At 67.1% G+C, this 14,749-nt stretch carries 12 protein-coding genes and 1 tRNA gene; 5 read left to right on the top strand and 8 right to left on the bottom strand.

Features of this window, described 5'->3' with window-relative positions:
* Nucleotides 1–110: 110 nt before the first annotated feature.
* From GGC47_RS21300 to GGC47_RS21285, 4 genes are all read right to left on the bottom strand, one after another.
* The gene (locus GGC47_RS21300; protein WP_133560938.1) at nt 111–1,520 is read right to left on the bottom strand and encodes an MFS transporter; all 1,410 of its coding nucleotides are present in this window, start codon (nt 1,518–1,520) and stop codon (nt 111–113) included.
* A complete protein-coding gene (locus GGC47_RS21295) occupies nt 1,517–2,188 on the bottom strand; it encodes an LON peptidase substrate-binding domain-containing protein (RefSeq protein ID WP_142022817.1) in 672 nt (223 codons plus the stop codon). The genes GGC47_RS21300 and GGC47_RS21295 overlap by 4 nt, the downstream gene beginning before the upstream one ends.
* A 15-nt stretch (nt 2,189–2,203) precedes the next feature.
* Nucleotides 2,204–3,103 carry a thioredoxin gene (gene trxA / locus GGC47_RS21290; protein WP_112761685.1) on the bottom strand — a complete coding sequence of 300 codons (900 nt, stop codon included), beginning with the start codon at nt 3,101–3,103 and terminating at the stop codon, nt 2,204–2,206.
* A 95-nt stretch (nt 3,104–3,198) separates the two neighbouring features.
* Nucleotides 3,199–3,738, bottom strand: a complete 540-nt coding sequence (locus tag GGC47_RS21285; protein WP_185748010.1) for a prolyl-tRNA synthetase associated domain-containing protein — start codon at nt 3,736–3,738, stop codon at nt 3,199–3,201.
* 278 nt (nt 3,739–4,016) lie between these two features.
* Here GGC47_RS21285 and GGC47_RS21280 point away from each other — a divergent pair.
* A tRNA-Gly gene (locus GGC47_RS21280) sits at nt 4,017–4,091 on the top strand.
* A 183-nt stretch (nt 4,092–4,274) separates the two neighbouring features.
* Here the strand turns inward: GGC47_RS21280 and GGC47_RS21275 are convergent.
* On the bottom strand, nt 4,275–6,125 hold the full coding sequence (locus GGC47_RS21275) for an AI-2E family transporter (RefSeq protein WP_142022797.1): 1,851 nt from the start codon (nt 6,123–6,125) through the stop codon (nt 4,275–4,277).
* An 88-nt stretch (nt 6,126–6,213) separates the two neighbouring features.
* Nucleotides 6,214–6,651, bottom strand: a complete 438-nt coding sequence (locus GGC47_RS21270; protein WP_142022796.1) for a DUF1810 domain-containing protein — start codon at nt 6,649–6,651, stop codon at nt 6,214–6,216.
* Between the two features lie 129 nt (nt 6,652–6,780).
* Here GGC47_RS21270 and GGC47_RS21265 point away from each other — a divergent pair, with 129 nt between their 5' ends.
* Nucleotides 6,781–7,818, top strand: coding sequence for a DmpA family aminopeptidase (locus tag GGC47_RS21265; protein ID WP_142022795.1), 1,038 nt, complete (start codon nt 6,781–6,783; stop codon nt 7,816–7,818).
* Between the two features lie 125 nt (nt 7,819–7,943).
* On the opposite strand, the gene GGC47_RS21260 is transcribed toward GGC47_RS21265, so the two are convergent.
* Together GGC47_RS21260 and GGC47_RS21255 are read right to left on the bottom strand one after the other, a co-directional pair.
* Entirely contained in the window at nt 7,944–9,194 is a 1,251-nt protein-coding gene (locus GGC47_RS21260; RefSeq protein WP_142022794.1) for an aminopeptidase, read from the bottom strand.
* Nucleotides 9,195–9,303: 109 nt separating this feature from the next.
* Complete coding sequence (locus GGC47_RS21255; RefSeq protein WP_113254364.1) at nt 9,304–10,185, bottom strand: GntR family transcriptional regulator; 882 nt, start codon at nt 10,183–10,185, stop codon at nt 9,304–9,306.
* Between the two features lie 81 nt (nt 10,186–10,266).
* Here GGC47_RS21255 and GGC47_RS21250 point away from each other — a divergent pair, with 81 nt between their 5' ends.
* The 3 genes from GGC47_RS21250 to GGC47_RS21240 all read left to right on the top strand — a co-directional run bounded on the left by GGC47_RS21250 (nt 10,267) and on the right by GGC47_RS21240 (nt 14,731).
* Nucleotides 10,267–11,409, top strand: coding sequence for a C45 family autoproteolytic acyltransferase/hydolase (locus tag GGC47_RS21250; RefSeq protein WP_113254363.1), 1,143 nt, complete (start codon nt 10,267–10,269; stop codon nt 11,407–11,409).
* Nucleotides 11,410–11,550: 141 nt separating this feature from the next.
* On the top strand, nt 11,551–13,107 hold the full coding sequence (locus GGC47_RS21245) for an ABC transporter substrate-binding protein (RefSeq protein WP_142022793.1): 1,557 nt from the start codon (nt 11,551–11,553) through the stop codon (nt 13,105–13,107).
* Nucleotides 13,108–13,189: 82 nt separating this feature from the next.
* A complete protein-coding gene (locus GGC47_RS21240; protein ID WP_142022792.1) occupies nt 13,190–14,731 on the top strand; it encodes an ABC transporter substrate-binding protein in 1,542 nt (513 codons plus the stop codon).
* The last annotated feature ends 18 nt before the right edge of the window (nt 14,732–14,749 follow it).

The following is a 14,749-nucleotide window of genomic DNA, read 5'->3' as shown; positions in this document are numbered from 1 at the left end:
GTCATTCTCGGGCGCCGCTGAGCGGCGACCCGAGACTCTCATGACGAGAGACAGCTGGTTTCAAAGATGCTCGGGTCAGGCCCGAGCATGACGGCAGTGACAGACGGGCGCTACGGCGCCCGTTTCACTGTGACGCCCGCCAAAAGCGCCCCGCCCGCCAGGAAGAACACGATCAGCACCGCCAGGCCCGCGCGCTGGCTGGCGAAGACGCTCGTCGCCAGCGCGACCAGCGTCGGGCCCATGAAGGACGTCACCTTCCCCGACAGGGCGAAGAGCCCGAAGAACTCGCCGATCCGCCCCTCCGGCGCGAGCCGCGCCAGCAGGCTGCGCGAAGCCGCCTGCATGGGACCGGCGACGAGGCCGATCAGCAGGCCCAGGCCGAGATAGACCCGTTCCGGCACCGAGGCGTAAAGCCCATCCCCCGGCACCGCCGGGGCGGCCGGGATCACAAACAGGATATGGTCGGCGCTCAGCGAGAGAATGCCGAGGCAGGCGAAGAGCAGGCAGGCGATCGAGCCCAGGATCACCGGCTTGCCGCCGATGGCGTCGTCGAGCTTGCCCCCGAGCCAGGCGCCGAGCGTGCCGGTGACGGTGAGCAGGATGCCGAAGACGCCGAGCTCGATGGTCTGCCAGCCGAAGACGCCGGCCGCATAGATGCCGCCGAAGGCGAAGAGCGCGACCAGCGCATCCTGGTAGATCATGTTCGCGAGCAGGAAGCGCCCGAGCGCAGGCAGCTTGGGCAATTCCGCGATCGTCGCCTTGAGCCGTCCGACGCCGCCTTGCGCCGCTTCCTTGAGCCGCATCCCGGTTCGCGGCGAATCGGGAGTGAGCAGGAACATCGGCGCGACGAAAACGATGAACCACAGCGCCGTCAGCGGCCCTGAGAAGCGGTCGCCCTCGCGGCTGGCGGCATCGAGCCCGAAGATCGGCGACAGCCCGGCCAGCGTCTTGCCGGTATGCGGATCGGCCGCCAGCAGGCCAAGCGTCACCGCCAGCGAGAGAAGGCCGCCGAGATAGCCGACCGCCCAGCCCGTGCCGGAGAGCCAGCCCAGCCGCTCCGCCGGCACCAGCCGCGTCATCATCGCATTGTTGAAGGTCGTCGCGAATTCGGCGCCGACCGTCGCGATCACGAAACCGGCGAGCGCGATCGTCACCGCCCATGGCGAGCCGGGCACCGCGAACCAGAGCATGGCCGAACCGATCACCAGCAGCGCCCCGAAGGCCGCGATCCAGGGCTTGCGCGGCCCCGTCCGGTCGGCGACGCCGCCGAGCAGCGGCGAGAGCAGCGCGATGCAGAAGCCGGCGAAGCCCGTGGCATAGCCCCACAGCGCCTGCCCCTCCGCCGCATCGCTTGCCAGGGCCGAGGCGAAGAACGGTGCGAAGACGAAGGTGGTGATCAGCGTGAAGAAAGGCTGCGCCGACCAGTCGAAGAAGATCCACGCCACGACCGCGCGCCGCGGCGGCCAGGTCGACGGCGGCGCGACGGCAACCGGCTCGGACGAGGAAATGGCGGAGCTCACTGCAGCGTCGTGTCCGGATCGCCGCCGCCGCGCGCCAGCTCGATCTCGGTGATCGCCACCAGCACTTCGGCGCGCTCCTTGAGGCTCCGCGCCTCCAGCAGCGCCTGCTTCTCGCGCGGGCCGAAGGGGCACATCATCGCCAACGCGTTGACCAGCGCCTCGTTGGGCGCCTCGTGGACGCCCTTCCAGTCGATCTTGAGGTCGTTCGCCTTGGCGAAGTCGCGCAACGCCTTGAGCAGCCCGTCGCGATCGACCGCCTCCTCGCCCGAGCGGGCGATGAAATCGACCGCGAAGGGCTCGTAGTCCACCCGCCCCTGCCGGTAGGGCGTCACCACGGACAATTCCTCCACGACGCGGAAACGGCTGATGCCGGTCAGGCTGATGATGTAGCGATCGTCGCCGGTCTCGGCGAACTGGGTGATGCGGCCGAGACAGCCGACCCTGACCAGCGGCGGAATCTCGACGCGGCGACCGTCATCCGGCTCGGGCTGGATCATCCCGATGACGCGGTCGCCCCGGATCGCGTCATCGATCATCGCCAGATAGCGCGGCTCGAAGATATTGAGCGGCATCTGTCCGCGCGGGAGCAAGAGCGCGCCGGTCAAAGGGAAGAGCGGGATCACCTGCGGGCAATCCCCGGCCCCCTTGTAGACGGCGTTCATGCCCATCCGCGCATCCTCGCTTCAGGAAAACAGCAGGGTCGACAGCTTCCGGCGTCCGCCCACGCTCGCCTCGTCCATCGGCCCCCAGGCCTCGAAGAACTGGAGGAGCTGCTTGCGCGCGCCATCGTCGTTCCACTTCCTGTCGGCCTTGATGATGGCGATCAGATGGTCAACGGCCTCCTCGCGCTTGTCGCGCGCGTTGAGCGCCAGCGCGAGATCGAAGCGCGCCTGATAGTCCTTCGGATCAGCGGCGACCTTCGCCTCGAGCTCGGCCGTGTCGCCGAGCGAGGCGGCCTGCTCGGCAAGCTCGATCGCGGCCCGCACGGCGGCGATCGCCTGGTCGTTCGCCTTCTCCTGCGGCGCCATGGCGAGGATGCCCTTGGCGCCCTCGATGTCGCCGGTGTCGAGATGCAGCCGCGAGAGCCCGGCGATGGCGCCGAGGTTCTCCGGCTCCAGCTGCAGGGCATGCCCGTAGAGCTCGCTCGCCCCGGCGGCATCGCCGGCCGCGAGCGCTTCCTGAGCGGCCGCGAGCAGTTCCTCCGCCTCGCCCGGCCCGACCGGCCCGACCAGGCGCTCGATGAAGGCTTTCACCTGGCTTTCCGGCTGCGCGCCCATGAAACCGTCGATCGGCTGGCCCTGCTTGAAGGCGATGACGGCGGGAATCGACTGGATGCCGAGCTGGCCGGAGATCTGCGGGTGCTCGTCGATGTTCATCTTGACGAGCTTGACCTTGCCGCCGGCGGCCTTGACCGCCTTCTCGATGACGGGCGTCAGCTGCTTGCACGGCCCGCACCACGGCGCCCAGAAATCGACCAGCACCGGCTGCTGCATCGATTCGGCGATGACATCCTGGCGGAAGCCCTGGGTGGTGGTGTCCTTGATCAGGCCGGGTTGCTCGGCCGCCTCGCCATTGACCAGCATGGGTCGCCCTTCGTGATACCGTTGTTCCGACGTTCGGATTCGCGTGTTTTCAGCAATTGGCGGCCGCGTCGCGGCCGCCTCTTAAATGGGGAGCTTTAGCCGTTCTGTCCATCGGGCGGCACCGGCAAATCGACGATCAGCGGCTCATGGCCGGTCTCGCGCAGGAAGGCGACGAGATCGTCCCGGCCGATGCGCAGGGTCGCGGTGTTGACCAGGGGATGGAAGTTGACCTCCTCGCCGGTCGTCAGATTGGCGTCGAGCACCATGGTCACCGCCCCTTCGCGATCGTTGACGACGGCAAAGGCCGTGACCGAGCCCGGCGTGACGCCTAGCTTCTCCAGCAGCAATTCGGCCGAACCGAAGGACAGCCGGCCGCTGGCGCCCAGCGTCTCGTGCAAGCGCTTCAGGTCGATGCGTGCGTCGGATTTGGCCGAGACCAGGAAGAGCCGGCCCTTCTTGTCCTTCAGGAACAGGTTCTTGGTCTGCAATCCGATCATCATGTCGCGATGCGGCGCGGTCTCCGCCACCGTGAACACGGCCGGATGGTCGGTGCGGTGGAACGCGATGCCGCTCGCCGCGAGGCGCGCGCACAGCTCCGCATCGGTCAGAGGGATGATCTGGGACGTGGGAATCATGGCGGGGCGGGAAACCGTTTCAATCCGATCCGATCCGGCTCTAGACCATTTGAGGCGGCAGCGGAATCCGCATTTCCGGCAAGGACGGGCCGCGCCGCGCGCCGAGCCGTCTCCGGCCCGGAATCGACGGACCCCGCCCTCCGGCATTCCGAGGCGCGAAGCCGGTCCGCTGCGGGATTTATCGACAGGCGGCAAAAAAACTTTGCCGAAACGCTTGCACTCCGCAGCGCTTTGGGGCAATAACCCGGCCGCGCCGCCACGGCGTGACTGTCTCGGATGCGGGTGTAGCTCAGGGGTAGAGCACAACCTTGCCAAGGTTGGGGTCGAGGGTTCGAATCCCTTCGCCCGCTCCAGACAATCTCAAGGCTTGAGAAGCATGCAAGCGTCGGATTTTCCGGCGCTTTTTGCTTTTTCAGGCGCCCGAAGGCCGATGGCGTCGAGACCTTCGGCCTCGCCACGGCGTTCCACCCCGCAATCGGCCCGAACAGCACCCACGCGGGCAGCCGGGATCGGGGAAAGGCGCATGCGTCGGCGGCTCAGGCGATCCGCTCGCGCCGCTCGACCTCGACCGCATCGCCGGCGATACGCGCCACCGCCTCGCCGAAGCTGCGCGCGATGAAATCGGCCTCGGGGACATGGCCGACCGCCTCAGGGGGTGCGGGCTCGTCAGGGTCCTGCCAGATCACGAGACCGATGCGGACACCCGGCCATTGGCGCTTCAGCCGCCGGACCAGGAAACGCCCGCTGCGGAGCGAGCCGGCATTCAACAGGCATACGGCAACCGTATCGATATCGGAAACACCGTCCGGCCGCGCCGTCCCCAGCGCGGCGCGGGCGACCGCCAGCGCGCGATCCCCTTCCACGGTGAGAACCTGGGCGAGCATCGTCGCGCTGACATCGTCCAGCACGCTTCGCCCGCCGACGCAGAGCACGGATCGCGTCGGCGCGCGTGCGGTGGCGGCGCCGGCTTCCGCATCCTCCAGTTTCTCGGGCTCGCTGTCGGCCGGAGCCGCCGCCTCGGCCAGATTGGCAATGACGGCCTGGGCGGCGGATGACACCGTCTTGAGCTGGCCATCGGCCATGACGCCGCGCTGGCGGTCGCGATCGGCCAGGATCAGGGCGGGAATGGCGACCTCGCCGTAGATCTCCGACAACGGCCTCTCCTCCAGCAGTTCCTCGAGCTGGTCGGTGGCCTCGTTCGGGTCGTTGGCGAGCAGCCTCTGGTAAAGCCGCATCTCGGGGTCGAGAACCGGCTCGTTGCCGAGGAGCACCTCGAAGAACTGGAACTGGGGCACATGCTTGCCGAGCACGACGAGGCACACGGTGAGCGGCGTCGACATCACCAGCCCGACCGGCCCCCACAGCCAGGTCCAGAAGATCGCCGAAACGATGATGGCGAGCGGCGACAGCCCCGTCCGGGATCCGTAGAGCCAGGGCTCCACGACGTTGTTGATGACGAGCTCGATGACGATGAAAAGCGCCCCGACCCATAACAGCAGCGTCCAGCCGGGCGAGACCGCGACGGCGAGGAACAGTGGCAGGACCATCGAGACGGCCGGGCCGATATAGGGCACGAAACGCATGACGATGCCCAGCGCCCCCCACAGCGCCGCATTGGGGATGCCGATCCACCACAGGCCAAGGGCGACCGGCACGCCATAGAACAGGTTGACCATGAGCTGCGTGAGCAAATAACGGCCGACGCGGCTGCCCGCCTCCTGCAGGGCTTCGGTCGTCCGGTGCAAATCGCCGTAGCCGGCGAGCCGGATGAAGCGGTCGCGCAGATCCTCGCGCTCCAGCAGCATGAAGATGACCACCACGACGACCAGACCCGCCGTCGCCAGCGGGCCGATCAGCGGGGCGATCACGCTCGTCAGGATCTGGATCGGCTGCTCGGGCGAATAGATCTGCACGAGCATCGGGCCGCTGCTGTCGCCATCCGGCCGCCCGGCGGGAGTGTCGCCACGGCTGATTTCGCGCCCGACCCGTTCCACCGCCTCGGTGATCTGGGAGATGATGCCGTTCTCGGCGCCCGCATGCTTCAGGTTGCGGATCTTCTCCAGGATGTTGGACTGGTAGGTCGGCAACTGGCCGGAGAGCTCGGAAACCTGGCTCGCCACCAGGAAGCTGAAAGCCGCGATGCCGATGAAGGCCGCCGTGACCACGATGATGACGGCCGGCGTGCGCCAGATGCCGGCGCGGCGGATGGCGGAAACCACCGGGGCCAATGCGAAGGTGAGCAGGACCGCGATCGCCAGCGGAACGAAGACATCCCGCGCGACATAAAGCACGGCGACAACGCCGAGCAGCGCAACGGCCTGCATCCAGCTCGCCGGCAGGCCGGGGCGGCTGGTTGCTCCCTCCGGTTCCGGTGTGACCGGACGCATTGCATCATCTGGATTCAAGGGTCACCCGCCTTTGCGCGATGCATAACGCGCTTCCGGCCGGTTTGATCCGCCCCACGGGCCGCGCGGATCAGTTTGGGCCCGGGAACCTGGAAAGCGTCAGCGGATCGGCCTCTCCGTCGAAGAAGCGGCGCAACACCGCTCGGCAGAGATTATCGGCACGGCCATCGGCCCGGTCGAACAGCGTCATCGACGAGCGCAGCTTCATCTCATCGGGCGAGCCGAGGATCGCATGCACCGTCAGCCCCTCATGCGCGAGCAGGGCGCGCATGCAGGCCTCCAGCCGGGGGCCAAGAACGGGATGCGCCAGATAGGCCCGCGCCTCGTCGAGCGATTCCAGCCCGTAGAACAGGGAGGTCGGCGACAGGCCGAGCCCGCGCAGTTGCGGAAAGACGAACCACATCCAATGCGTCCGCTTCCGTCCGGCCTTCAGCTCGGCCAGCGCGGTCTCATAGACGGGCTCCTGGGCCACGAGGAAGCGCGCGAGATCGAAACCTGCGGGTTCCATGCTCCGTTTCCCTCCTGTCCAATCCGATGCTGGGGATCCTTGTTCTTGCGCCGGCTTTCCCCGAAAACCCTATCCCGCTTTTCGGGCCGATGCGCTAAGCCCGCCTGACTGTCGTCCGGATCGGAAATCATGACCCAGCGCGCCCGCGATTTCGGCCTCATCTGCGGCATCATGGAGCCGGGACCGCTCAACGCGATCACCGATGTCCCGGGCGTGAAGCTCGGCCATCATACCTTGCGGGATGGCGACATCCTGACGGGCTTCACCGCGCTGCTGCCGCATGACGGCAATCTGTTTCGGCGGAAGATGCGGGCGGCGGTCGACATCATCAACGGCTTCGGCAAGAGCGCCGGGCTGATGCAACTCGCCGAGCTCGGCCAGATCGAGACGCCGCTGCTGCTGACCAACACGCTGGCCGTCGGCACCGGCTTCGACGCGCTGGTGACGCGCGCGCTTGCCGCCAATCCCGACATCGGGCGTGGCACCGGCACGGTCAATCCCGCCGTGCTCGAATGCAATGACGGCTATCTTTCCGATATTCGCGCCCGCGCGCTGACGCAGGACCATGCCTTCGCCGCGCTCGACGTCGCCGCCACCGGACCGGTGGCGGAGGGGGCGGTCGGTGCGGGAGCGGGCATGAGCGCCTTCGGCTTCAAGGGCGGCATCGGCACCGCGTCGCGGCGCTTCGCGCTCGATGGCAGCGATTTCAGGCTCGGCGTGCTGGCGCTGGCCAATTTCGGCAATGCCGGCGATCTCGTCCTGCCGGACGGACGACGCCCCGTCCCGCCCGAAACCCGACCACAAGCCGAACGCGGCTCCGTCATCCTCGTCATCGCGACCGACGCCCCGCTGGAGTCACGCCAGCTTCACCGCGTCGCGCGGCGTGGCGGCGCCGGGCTCGCCCGGCTCGGCGCCTTCTGGGGCAATGGCAGCGGCGACATCGCGCTCGCCTTCACCACGGCCGGTTCCGTCGACCATGACGAGCCGAAGGACATCGTGTCGCTGCGCGCGCTCAACGAAAACCGCATCGACACACTCTTCCGCGCCGCCACCGAGGCGACGCAGGAAGCCGTGCTCAACGCGATGATCGCAGCCCCCGCCACGACCGGGCGGGACGGGCATCATCGCCCCTCCCTCGGGGATTGGCTCAGGGCGAACGCGGGCTGATCAGAAACAAGACCCCCGTCATTCTCGGGCGAAGCGAAGCGCAGACCCGAGAATCTCCTGCCAGAAGGGGCACCTTCTGGTCCTGAGATGCTCGGGTCAAGCCCGAGCATGACGCCCCTGCCGGCTCAGGCCCACTCGCCCTTGCGGAACACCGGCACGCGCCGCCCGTCGGCGTGGACGCCGTCGATATCGACCTCGCCCGAGCCGATCATCCAGTCGATATGGATCAGGCTCTTGTTGCCGCCCTGCGCCGCGATCTGCTCGGGCGTGAGCGTGGCGCCGTCGACGAAGCACTTCGAATAGCACTGGCCGAGCGCGATGTGGCAGGAGGCGTTCTCGTCGAAGAGCGTGTTGTAGAACAGGACGCCGCTCTTCGAGATCGGCGAGGAATGCGGCACCAGCGCGACTTCGCCGAGCCGGCGCGCGCCCTCATCGGTGTCGAGCACCTTGTTCAGCACCGCCTCGCCGCGCGAAGCCTTGGCCTCGACGATCCGCCCGCCCTCGAAGCGAACCTGGATGCCGTCGATCAGCGAGCCCTGATAGGAGAGCGGCTTGGTGCTCGACACATGCCCCTCCACCCGGCGCGCATGCGGGGTGGTGAAGACCTCCTCGGTCGGGATGTTCGGGTTGCAGACGATGCCGTTGCGAGCCGGCGAGGCGCCGCCCTGCCAGTCATGGCCATCGGCGAGCCCGACAGTGAGATCGGTACCCGGTCCGGTGAAATGCAGCGCGGCGAAGCGCTGGCCGTTCAGCCAGTCGCGGCGGCTGCGCAACGCCGCGTTATGCGCCTTCCAGGCTGCCACCGGATCGGTCTCGTTGATGCGCGACGCCGCGAAGATCGCCTCCGCCAGCCTGCCGACCGCGACCTCCTCGGCATCCTCCGGGAAAACCTGCTTCGCCCAGGCCACGCTCGGAAAGGCGATGATGTTCCAGTTGATGTCGAAGCCGGCGATCTTCTCCAATGCCGGCTGGTAGGCCAGCGCATTCGCCTTGCTGGCACGGCCGACCTTGGCAGGGTCCTCGTTGGCGAGCAGCATCGGGTTGTCGCCGACGATGGCCAGCCGGGCCGTATTCTGCGTGAAGGCCTTGGCGACGCCCTCATAAAGCCAGCCCGGCGCCTTGTCGAAGCTCGCATCCGGCGCGGAGCGATAGCGCGCCAGGGTGACCTCCTCGTCGGAGAGCAGCGGCGTCACGATGCCGGCGCCGGCCTTGTAGGCATGCTCGGCGATCCGCCTGACAAGCGGCAGCGCGGCGACAGGCGCCGTCAGGAACAGATCCTGACCGGGTTGCAGGTTCAAGCCCACGCGGATGGCGACCTCGGCCAGCTTGTCGAGCTTGGCGGGGTCGATGGCGGCGGGGCGTTGATGAACGGTCATGGCAGTCAACCTGTCGGAGTTCGCAAACCGCCATTGCTCGCGCAAATCGCCGCCGGGTCAAGACTGTCCCTGCGTCGGGGCGGTCATTCGGAGATCGGAGGAAGGGCCGTCAATCGGCCGATCTCGGGCCAAGCCGGAGCTTGCTCGCCCGCAGCAGATGGCTGCGCATCAGGGCCGAGGCGACCTCGTTCTCACCGGCCTCCAGATGGTCGAGCATGGCGAGATGCTCGGTGCAATTCACCTGCACGCGCTCGAAGCCAAGGCCCCAATCGTAGTTCGAGAGGCGTCTGAGCTGGTTCTGGCGCCGCACGGCCGAATGGAAATAGCGATTGCCCGTCGCCGCGGCCAAGTCTTCATGGAAAGCGGCATTCATTTCGTAGAAGGCGATGCTGGACGATTCGCGCCACGGGCTTCGCAGGTATTCGAGATGGCGCGCCCGCATCTCCGCGATCCAGCCTGCTTCGAGCCGGAAGTCCGGTTCGAGCATGCACATCGGCTCGATCACCATCCGGAAGCGATAGCTCTCGTCGCGCAGGCGCCGATCGCGCGGCTCATGCAGGAAGCGCCAGCCATAGCCCGGCTTGCGCTCGACCATGTCGAGATCGGCGAGGCGGGCGAGCAGCTTCTGCGCCTCCGGCCGGCCGAGCTCGTAGCGCCGCATCACCTCCAGTTCCGAAACCTCGTCCGGCAGGAGCCCGTTCTCGCGCTCATGCGCCAGCCGGACCATGGCGAGGTCGATCAGCTCAGGCGGCAGAACGCTCGCCGTCGCATCCGGCAGCGCGACGACCTCGATCCCCTTGTTGGCGAGCCGCCGCACCACGCCCTGACGCGCGAGATGGTCGAGCGCGGCCCGGACCGGGGTGCGCGAGACGCCGAGCCGCTGCGCCGTGCCGTTCTCGTTCAGCCGGGCGCCGGCGCCGAGGCCGTCATCCCGCATCATCTGCAGGATGCGCTCGGCGATCTCCTGCTGCAGCCGCGTCGGCGTCGTCATCGAAGGCCTTGATTGTTTTAGTTCGTGATGAAATACAATACAGCATAACCCCAGGCCAGCATATCCGAAAGGCCCCACGCCATGGTCCAGCCCTGCCCCTTCGTCGATGTCTCCGGCTCGCCCTATGAGCGCGGCCGCCAGCATGGCGCGGCCGTGCCGAGCCGCGTGAAGCGCTCGATCGAGCTCTATGGCGGCCAGCTCGGCGATCTCGGCTACGACGCCAAGGCCAAATCGGCCCTGATCGGCGAGTTCGCCCGCGAGATCGAGGCTTTCGGCGCGCATTACATCGAGGAGATGCGCGGCATCGCCGACGGCGCCGGCGTCGCGCTGGAAGACATCATCATGGTCAATGCCCGCACCGAGGTGATCGCCAAGGCGCGGATGGTCAAGAACAAGCCAGTCGAGGCCACGGAAGAGCTCGACGATGGCTGCACCGGCGCGATCATCCTGCCCGAGCGCAGCGCCAACGGCGAAGTCATCCACGGCCAGAACTGGGACTGGCGCGCCGAATGCGCGGAGACCGCGATCGTGCTGCGCGTGCGCCGCGACGACGGCCCGGACTTCCTCACCTTCGTCGAGGCCGGCGGCCTCGCCCGCTGCGGCATGAACGCGGCCGGCGTCTCGATCACCGCCAACTATCTCGAATGCGACCGCGACTTCAGCCAGACCGGCGTGCCGCTCGCCCTGATCCGCCGCAAGGTGCTGGAGCAGGAGCATCTCGCCTTCGCGATCAAGGCCGTGGCGGCGACGCCGAAGGCCTGCTCCAACAACATGATGCTCTCGACCGTCAAGGGCTTCGGCATCGATTTCGAATGCGCCCCGGACGAAGCCTTCCCGATCTACCCGGAAGACGGCATGATCGTGCATGCCAATCACTGGGTCGGCCAGATCGCGCTGACCAAGGTCAAGAACACCAGCATCCCGCGCGTGCCGGAGAGCTTCTACCGCGACTGGCGGGTCAAGAAGCTGCTGAATGAGGCCGGCCGCAAGCTGACGGTCGACGATCTCAAGCAGGCCCTCTTCGACGATTTCCTGACGCCCTATTCGGTCTGCCGTCCGGCCCGCCCGAACGAGCAGGGCAACCTCTCGGCCACCGTCGCGATGGTGATCATGCAGCCGGCCAAGGGGATCATGGAGGTCGCGCCGCTGCCCGCCCAGAACCGCGTCTTCACCCGCTACAGCCTGACCGAGGATCCGGTCCTGCTCGCCGAAGCGGCCGAATAGCCCGGCCACGCAGCGTTTTCGAGCGAAGCGGACGCCGCTTCACGTGCCGACAATGCGTCAGGAAAGACGGAGCGCTCCCCGCTCGGGAGAGGCGAGGGAGCGCTCCGATACCGCGTCACAACCGCATAAAAACAGGGGAACATGATGCGCCGAACCGCCACCGCCACTGCCCTTGCTGCCGCGCTCCTGTGCGGCGGCGTGCAGATCGCCGAGGCCAGCACGCTCAGGATCCAGCTTCGCGCCGACATCCGCTCGATCAATCCCGGCGTCAACCGCGATGCCAACACCGACGGCGTCGTGCTGCAGATGGTCGAGGGCCTCGTCGCCTATGGCGAGGATGCGCTGCCCAAGCCGCTGCTGGCCGAGAAGGTCGAGATCTCGCCGGACGGCAGGAGCTACACCTTCACGCTGCGCCAGGGCGTGAAGTTCCATAACGGCGCGCCGCTCACCGCAGCCGACGTGCTGTGGAGCTGGAACCGCTACATGGATCCGAAGACCGACTGGCGCTGCCTCTCGGAATTCGACGGCCGCGGCCTGGTCAAGGTCGAGACGGTCACGGCGCCCGACGACAAGACCGTGGTGTTCCAGCTCGACAAGCCGAGCGCGCTTTTCCTCTCCTCGCTCGCCCGCACCGACTGCGCCATGACCGGCATCCTCCACAAGGATTCGCTCAAGGCCGATGGCTCCTTCGACAAGCCGATCGGCACCGGCCCGTTCAAATTCGCGGAGTGGAAGCGCGGCGAATACATCAAGCTCGATCGCTTCGCCGATTACGCCTCGCTGCCCGGCACGATCGACGGGATGACCGGCGCCAAGAAGCCGCTGGTCGACGAGGTCCGCTTCGTCGTCATCCCCGACAACGCCACCGCCAAGGCTGCCCTGCTGCGCGGCGACATCGACGTTGTCCCCGACATCGCCAACTCCGACATCGCGGAGTTGAAGAAGAACGACAAGGTCAAGACCTCCGTCATCACCAGCATGAGCCTCGTCGGGCTGATCATCCAGACGCGCGACCCGCTGTTGCAGAACGTCAAGCTGCGCCAGGCCATTGCCGCCGCGATCGACGTCAAGGAACTGGTCGCGACCATCACCGACGGCCTCGGCACGCCGAACAATTCGATCATCCCGATGCTCTCCGCCTATTACGGCGCCGCGCAGAAGGAGGGCTGGGCATACGATCCGGCCGCCGCCAGGAAGCTTCTCGCCGAGGCCGGCTACAAGGGCGAGAAGATCGTGATGCTCGCCAACAAGCGCTACCCCGAAAGCTTCGACGCCGCCGTGGTCGCGCAGCAGATGCTGAAGGCGGTCGGCCTCAATGTCGAGATCGAGGTGCTGGAATGGGCGACGCAGCTCGACCGCTACACCAAGGGCAACTACCAGATGCAGGCCTTCCCCTATTCGGGCCGCATGGACCCGGCGCTGAGCTATGAATCGATGACCGGGCCGAAGGACAAGCAGCCGCGCAAGCTCTGGGACAATCCCGAGGTGCAGGCCCTGCTCGACAAGTCGATGGTCGTGAACGACCGCGCCGGGCGCCAGGCGATCTTCGACACGCTGCACCGGCGCTTCCTCGCGGAGGTGCCGATGGTGATGCTCTATAACGGCATCGTCGGCGGCGCGATGAGCGCCAAGACCCAGGGCTATGTCTCGACGGTGAGCTCGCTGCCCCGCGCCTGGGAAGTCACGGTCGGCGAATAACGGACCCTCCGCCTCCGGGCTTTCGCGCAAAGGCATGCCCGTTCAGGGCCTGCCGGACGACACGACAACAAGGGGAACGGGAATGATCCGCATTTCGGCTTCGGCATTGGCGCTCGCGCTGATTGGCGGCGCGGCACAGGCGCAGACCGTCAATGTCGCGCTCAATGCCGACATCCGCTCGACCAATCCGGGCGTCAACCGCGACGACAACACCGACGCCGTCGTGCTGCATATGGTCGAGGGCCTCGTCGGCTATCGCGAGAACGGCGCGGTTGCGCCGCTGCTGGCCGAGACCATCGACGTCTCCCAGGACGGCCTGACCTACACCTTCCACCTCCGCAAGGGCGTGAAGTTCCACAACGGCGCGGAGATGACCTCCGCCGACGTGCTGTGGAGCTGGAACCGCTACATGGACCCGAAGACCGACTGGCGCTGCAAGCCGGAATTCGACGGCAGGATCGGGCTCAAGGTCACGGAAGCGACCGCTCCTGATGCCGCGACCTTCGTGATGAAGCTGGAAAAGCCGAGCGCGCTCTTCCTCGACACCATGGCCCGCACCGATTGCGCGATGGTCGCGATCCTGCACAAGGATTCCGTGAAGCCCGACGGAAGCTGGGACAAGCCGATCGGCACCGGCCCGTTCCAGCTTGCCGACTGGCGCCGCGGCGAGTTCGTCCTGCTGAAGCGCTTCGACGATTATGTCTCGCCACCCGGCGACAAGCGCGACGGCTATGTCGGCTCCAAGCGGCCGCTCGTGCCGGAGGTGAAGTTCCTCGCCATCGCCGATGGCGCGACCGTCAAGGCCGGCATGATCTCGGGCGCGCTCGATGTCGCCGACGTTCCGGACCAGGATGTGCCGGAGATGCAGAAGACCGGCCTGCAGGTCCTGACCGCGCCGAGCGCCACCAAGCACACGATCCTGCTCCAGACCCGCGACCCGCTGCTGTCGAATGTGAAGATGCGCCAGGCGATCGCCTCCGCGCTCGATCTCGACGAGATCGTCGGCGCCGTCTCGAACGGGCTGGGCAAGACCAACAACTCGGCCGTCTACATCACCTCGCCCTATTACGACGAGGTCCAGAAGAAGCGTTACGCGCACGACCCCGCCCGGACGAAGAAGCTGCTCACGGAAGCCAGCTACAAGGGCGAGACGATCAAGCTGATCGCCAACAAGCGCGCGACCGTGCCGAGCTACCCCGTCGCGATCATGACGCAGGCGATGCTGGAAGCGGCCGGCATCAAGGCCGAAATCGAGATCCTGGAATGGGCGACGCAGCTCGACCGCTTCTCGAAGGGCAACTACCAGATGATGTCCTTCAGCTACTCGGCCCGGATCGATCCCGCCCAGAGCTACAACCAGTTCTCCGGCCCCAAGGACAACCTGCCCTCGAAGGTCTGGGACAGCCGCGAGGCCGATGCGCTGATCGAGAAGGCGACGCTGATCAATGACCAGGCCGAGCGGAAGAAGATCTTCGACCAGCTCCACACAATGATGCTGGCCGATGCGCCGCTGATCTTTCTCTACAATCAGGTCGACACCGCCGTGGTCTCGAAGCGCCTGCAGGGTTTCGCACCCTGGGTCGCCTCCAAGCCCCGGCTCTGGGAGGTCAGCCTCGCCAGGTGAGGTGGGGGCTTCCCGGCG

Source organism: Allobosea sp. OAE752 (genome assembly GCF_050433265.1).
GTDB classification, from domain to species: Bacteria; Pseudomonadota; Alphaproteobacteria; order Rhizobiales; family Beijerinckiaceae; genus Allobosea; species Allobosea spartocytisi.
The sequence above is the reverse complement of the archived record's forward strand: the minus strand, read 5'-3'. Positions and strand labels throughout refer to the sequence as shown.

Coding starts and splice junctions, on each gene's coding strand:
- GGC47_RS21295 (WP_142022817.1), bottom strand. CDS start 2,188: ATGGGCATGAACGCCGTCTACAAGGGGGCCGGGGATTGCCCGCAGGTG.
- trxA (WP_112761685.1), bottom strand. CDS start 3,103: ATGCTGGTCAATGGCGAGGCGGCCGAGCAACCCGGCCTGATCAAGGAC.
- GGC47_RS21285 (WP_185748010.1), bottom strand. CDS start 3,738: ATGATTCCCACGTCCCAGATCATCCCTCTGACCGATGCGGAGCTGTGC.
- GGC47_RS21275 (WP_142022797.1), bottom strand. CDS start 6,125: ATGCGTCCGGTCACACCGGAACCGGAGGGAGCAACCAGCCGCCCCGGC.
- GGC47_RS21270 (WP_142022796.1), bottom strand. CDS start 6,651: ATGGAACCCGCAGGTTTCGATCTCGCGCGCTTCCTCGTGGCCCAGGAG.
- GGC47_RS21265 (WP_142022795.1), top strand. CDS start 6,781: ATGACCCAGCGCGCCCGCGATTTCGGCCTCATCTGCGGCATCATGGAG.
- GGC47_RS21260 (WP_142022794.1), bottom strand. CDS start 9,194: ATGACCGTTCATCAACGCCCCGCCGCCATCGACCCCGCCAAGCTCGAC.
- GGC47_RS21255 (WP_113254364.1), bottom strand. CDS start 10,185: ATGACGACGCCGACGCGGCTGCAGCAGGAGATCGCCGAGCGCATCCTG.
- GGC47_RS21250 (WP_113254363.1), top strand. CDS start 10,267: ATGGTCCAGCCCTGCCCCTTCGTCGATGTCTCCGGCTCGCCCTATGAG.
- GGC47_RS21245 (WP_142022793.1), top strand. CDS start 11,551: ATGATGCGCCGAACCGCCACCGCCACTGCCCTTGCTGCCGCGCTCCTG.
- GGC47_RS21240 (WP_142022792.1), top strand. CDS start 13,190: ATGATCCGCATTTCGGCTTCGGCATTGGCGCTCGCGCTGATTGGCGGC.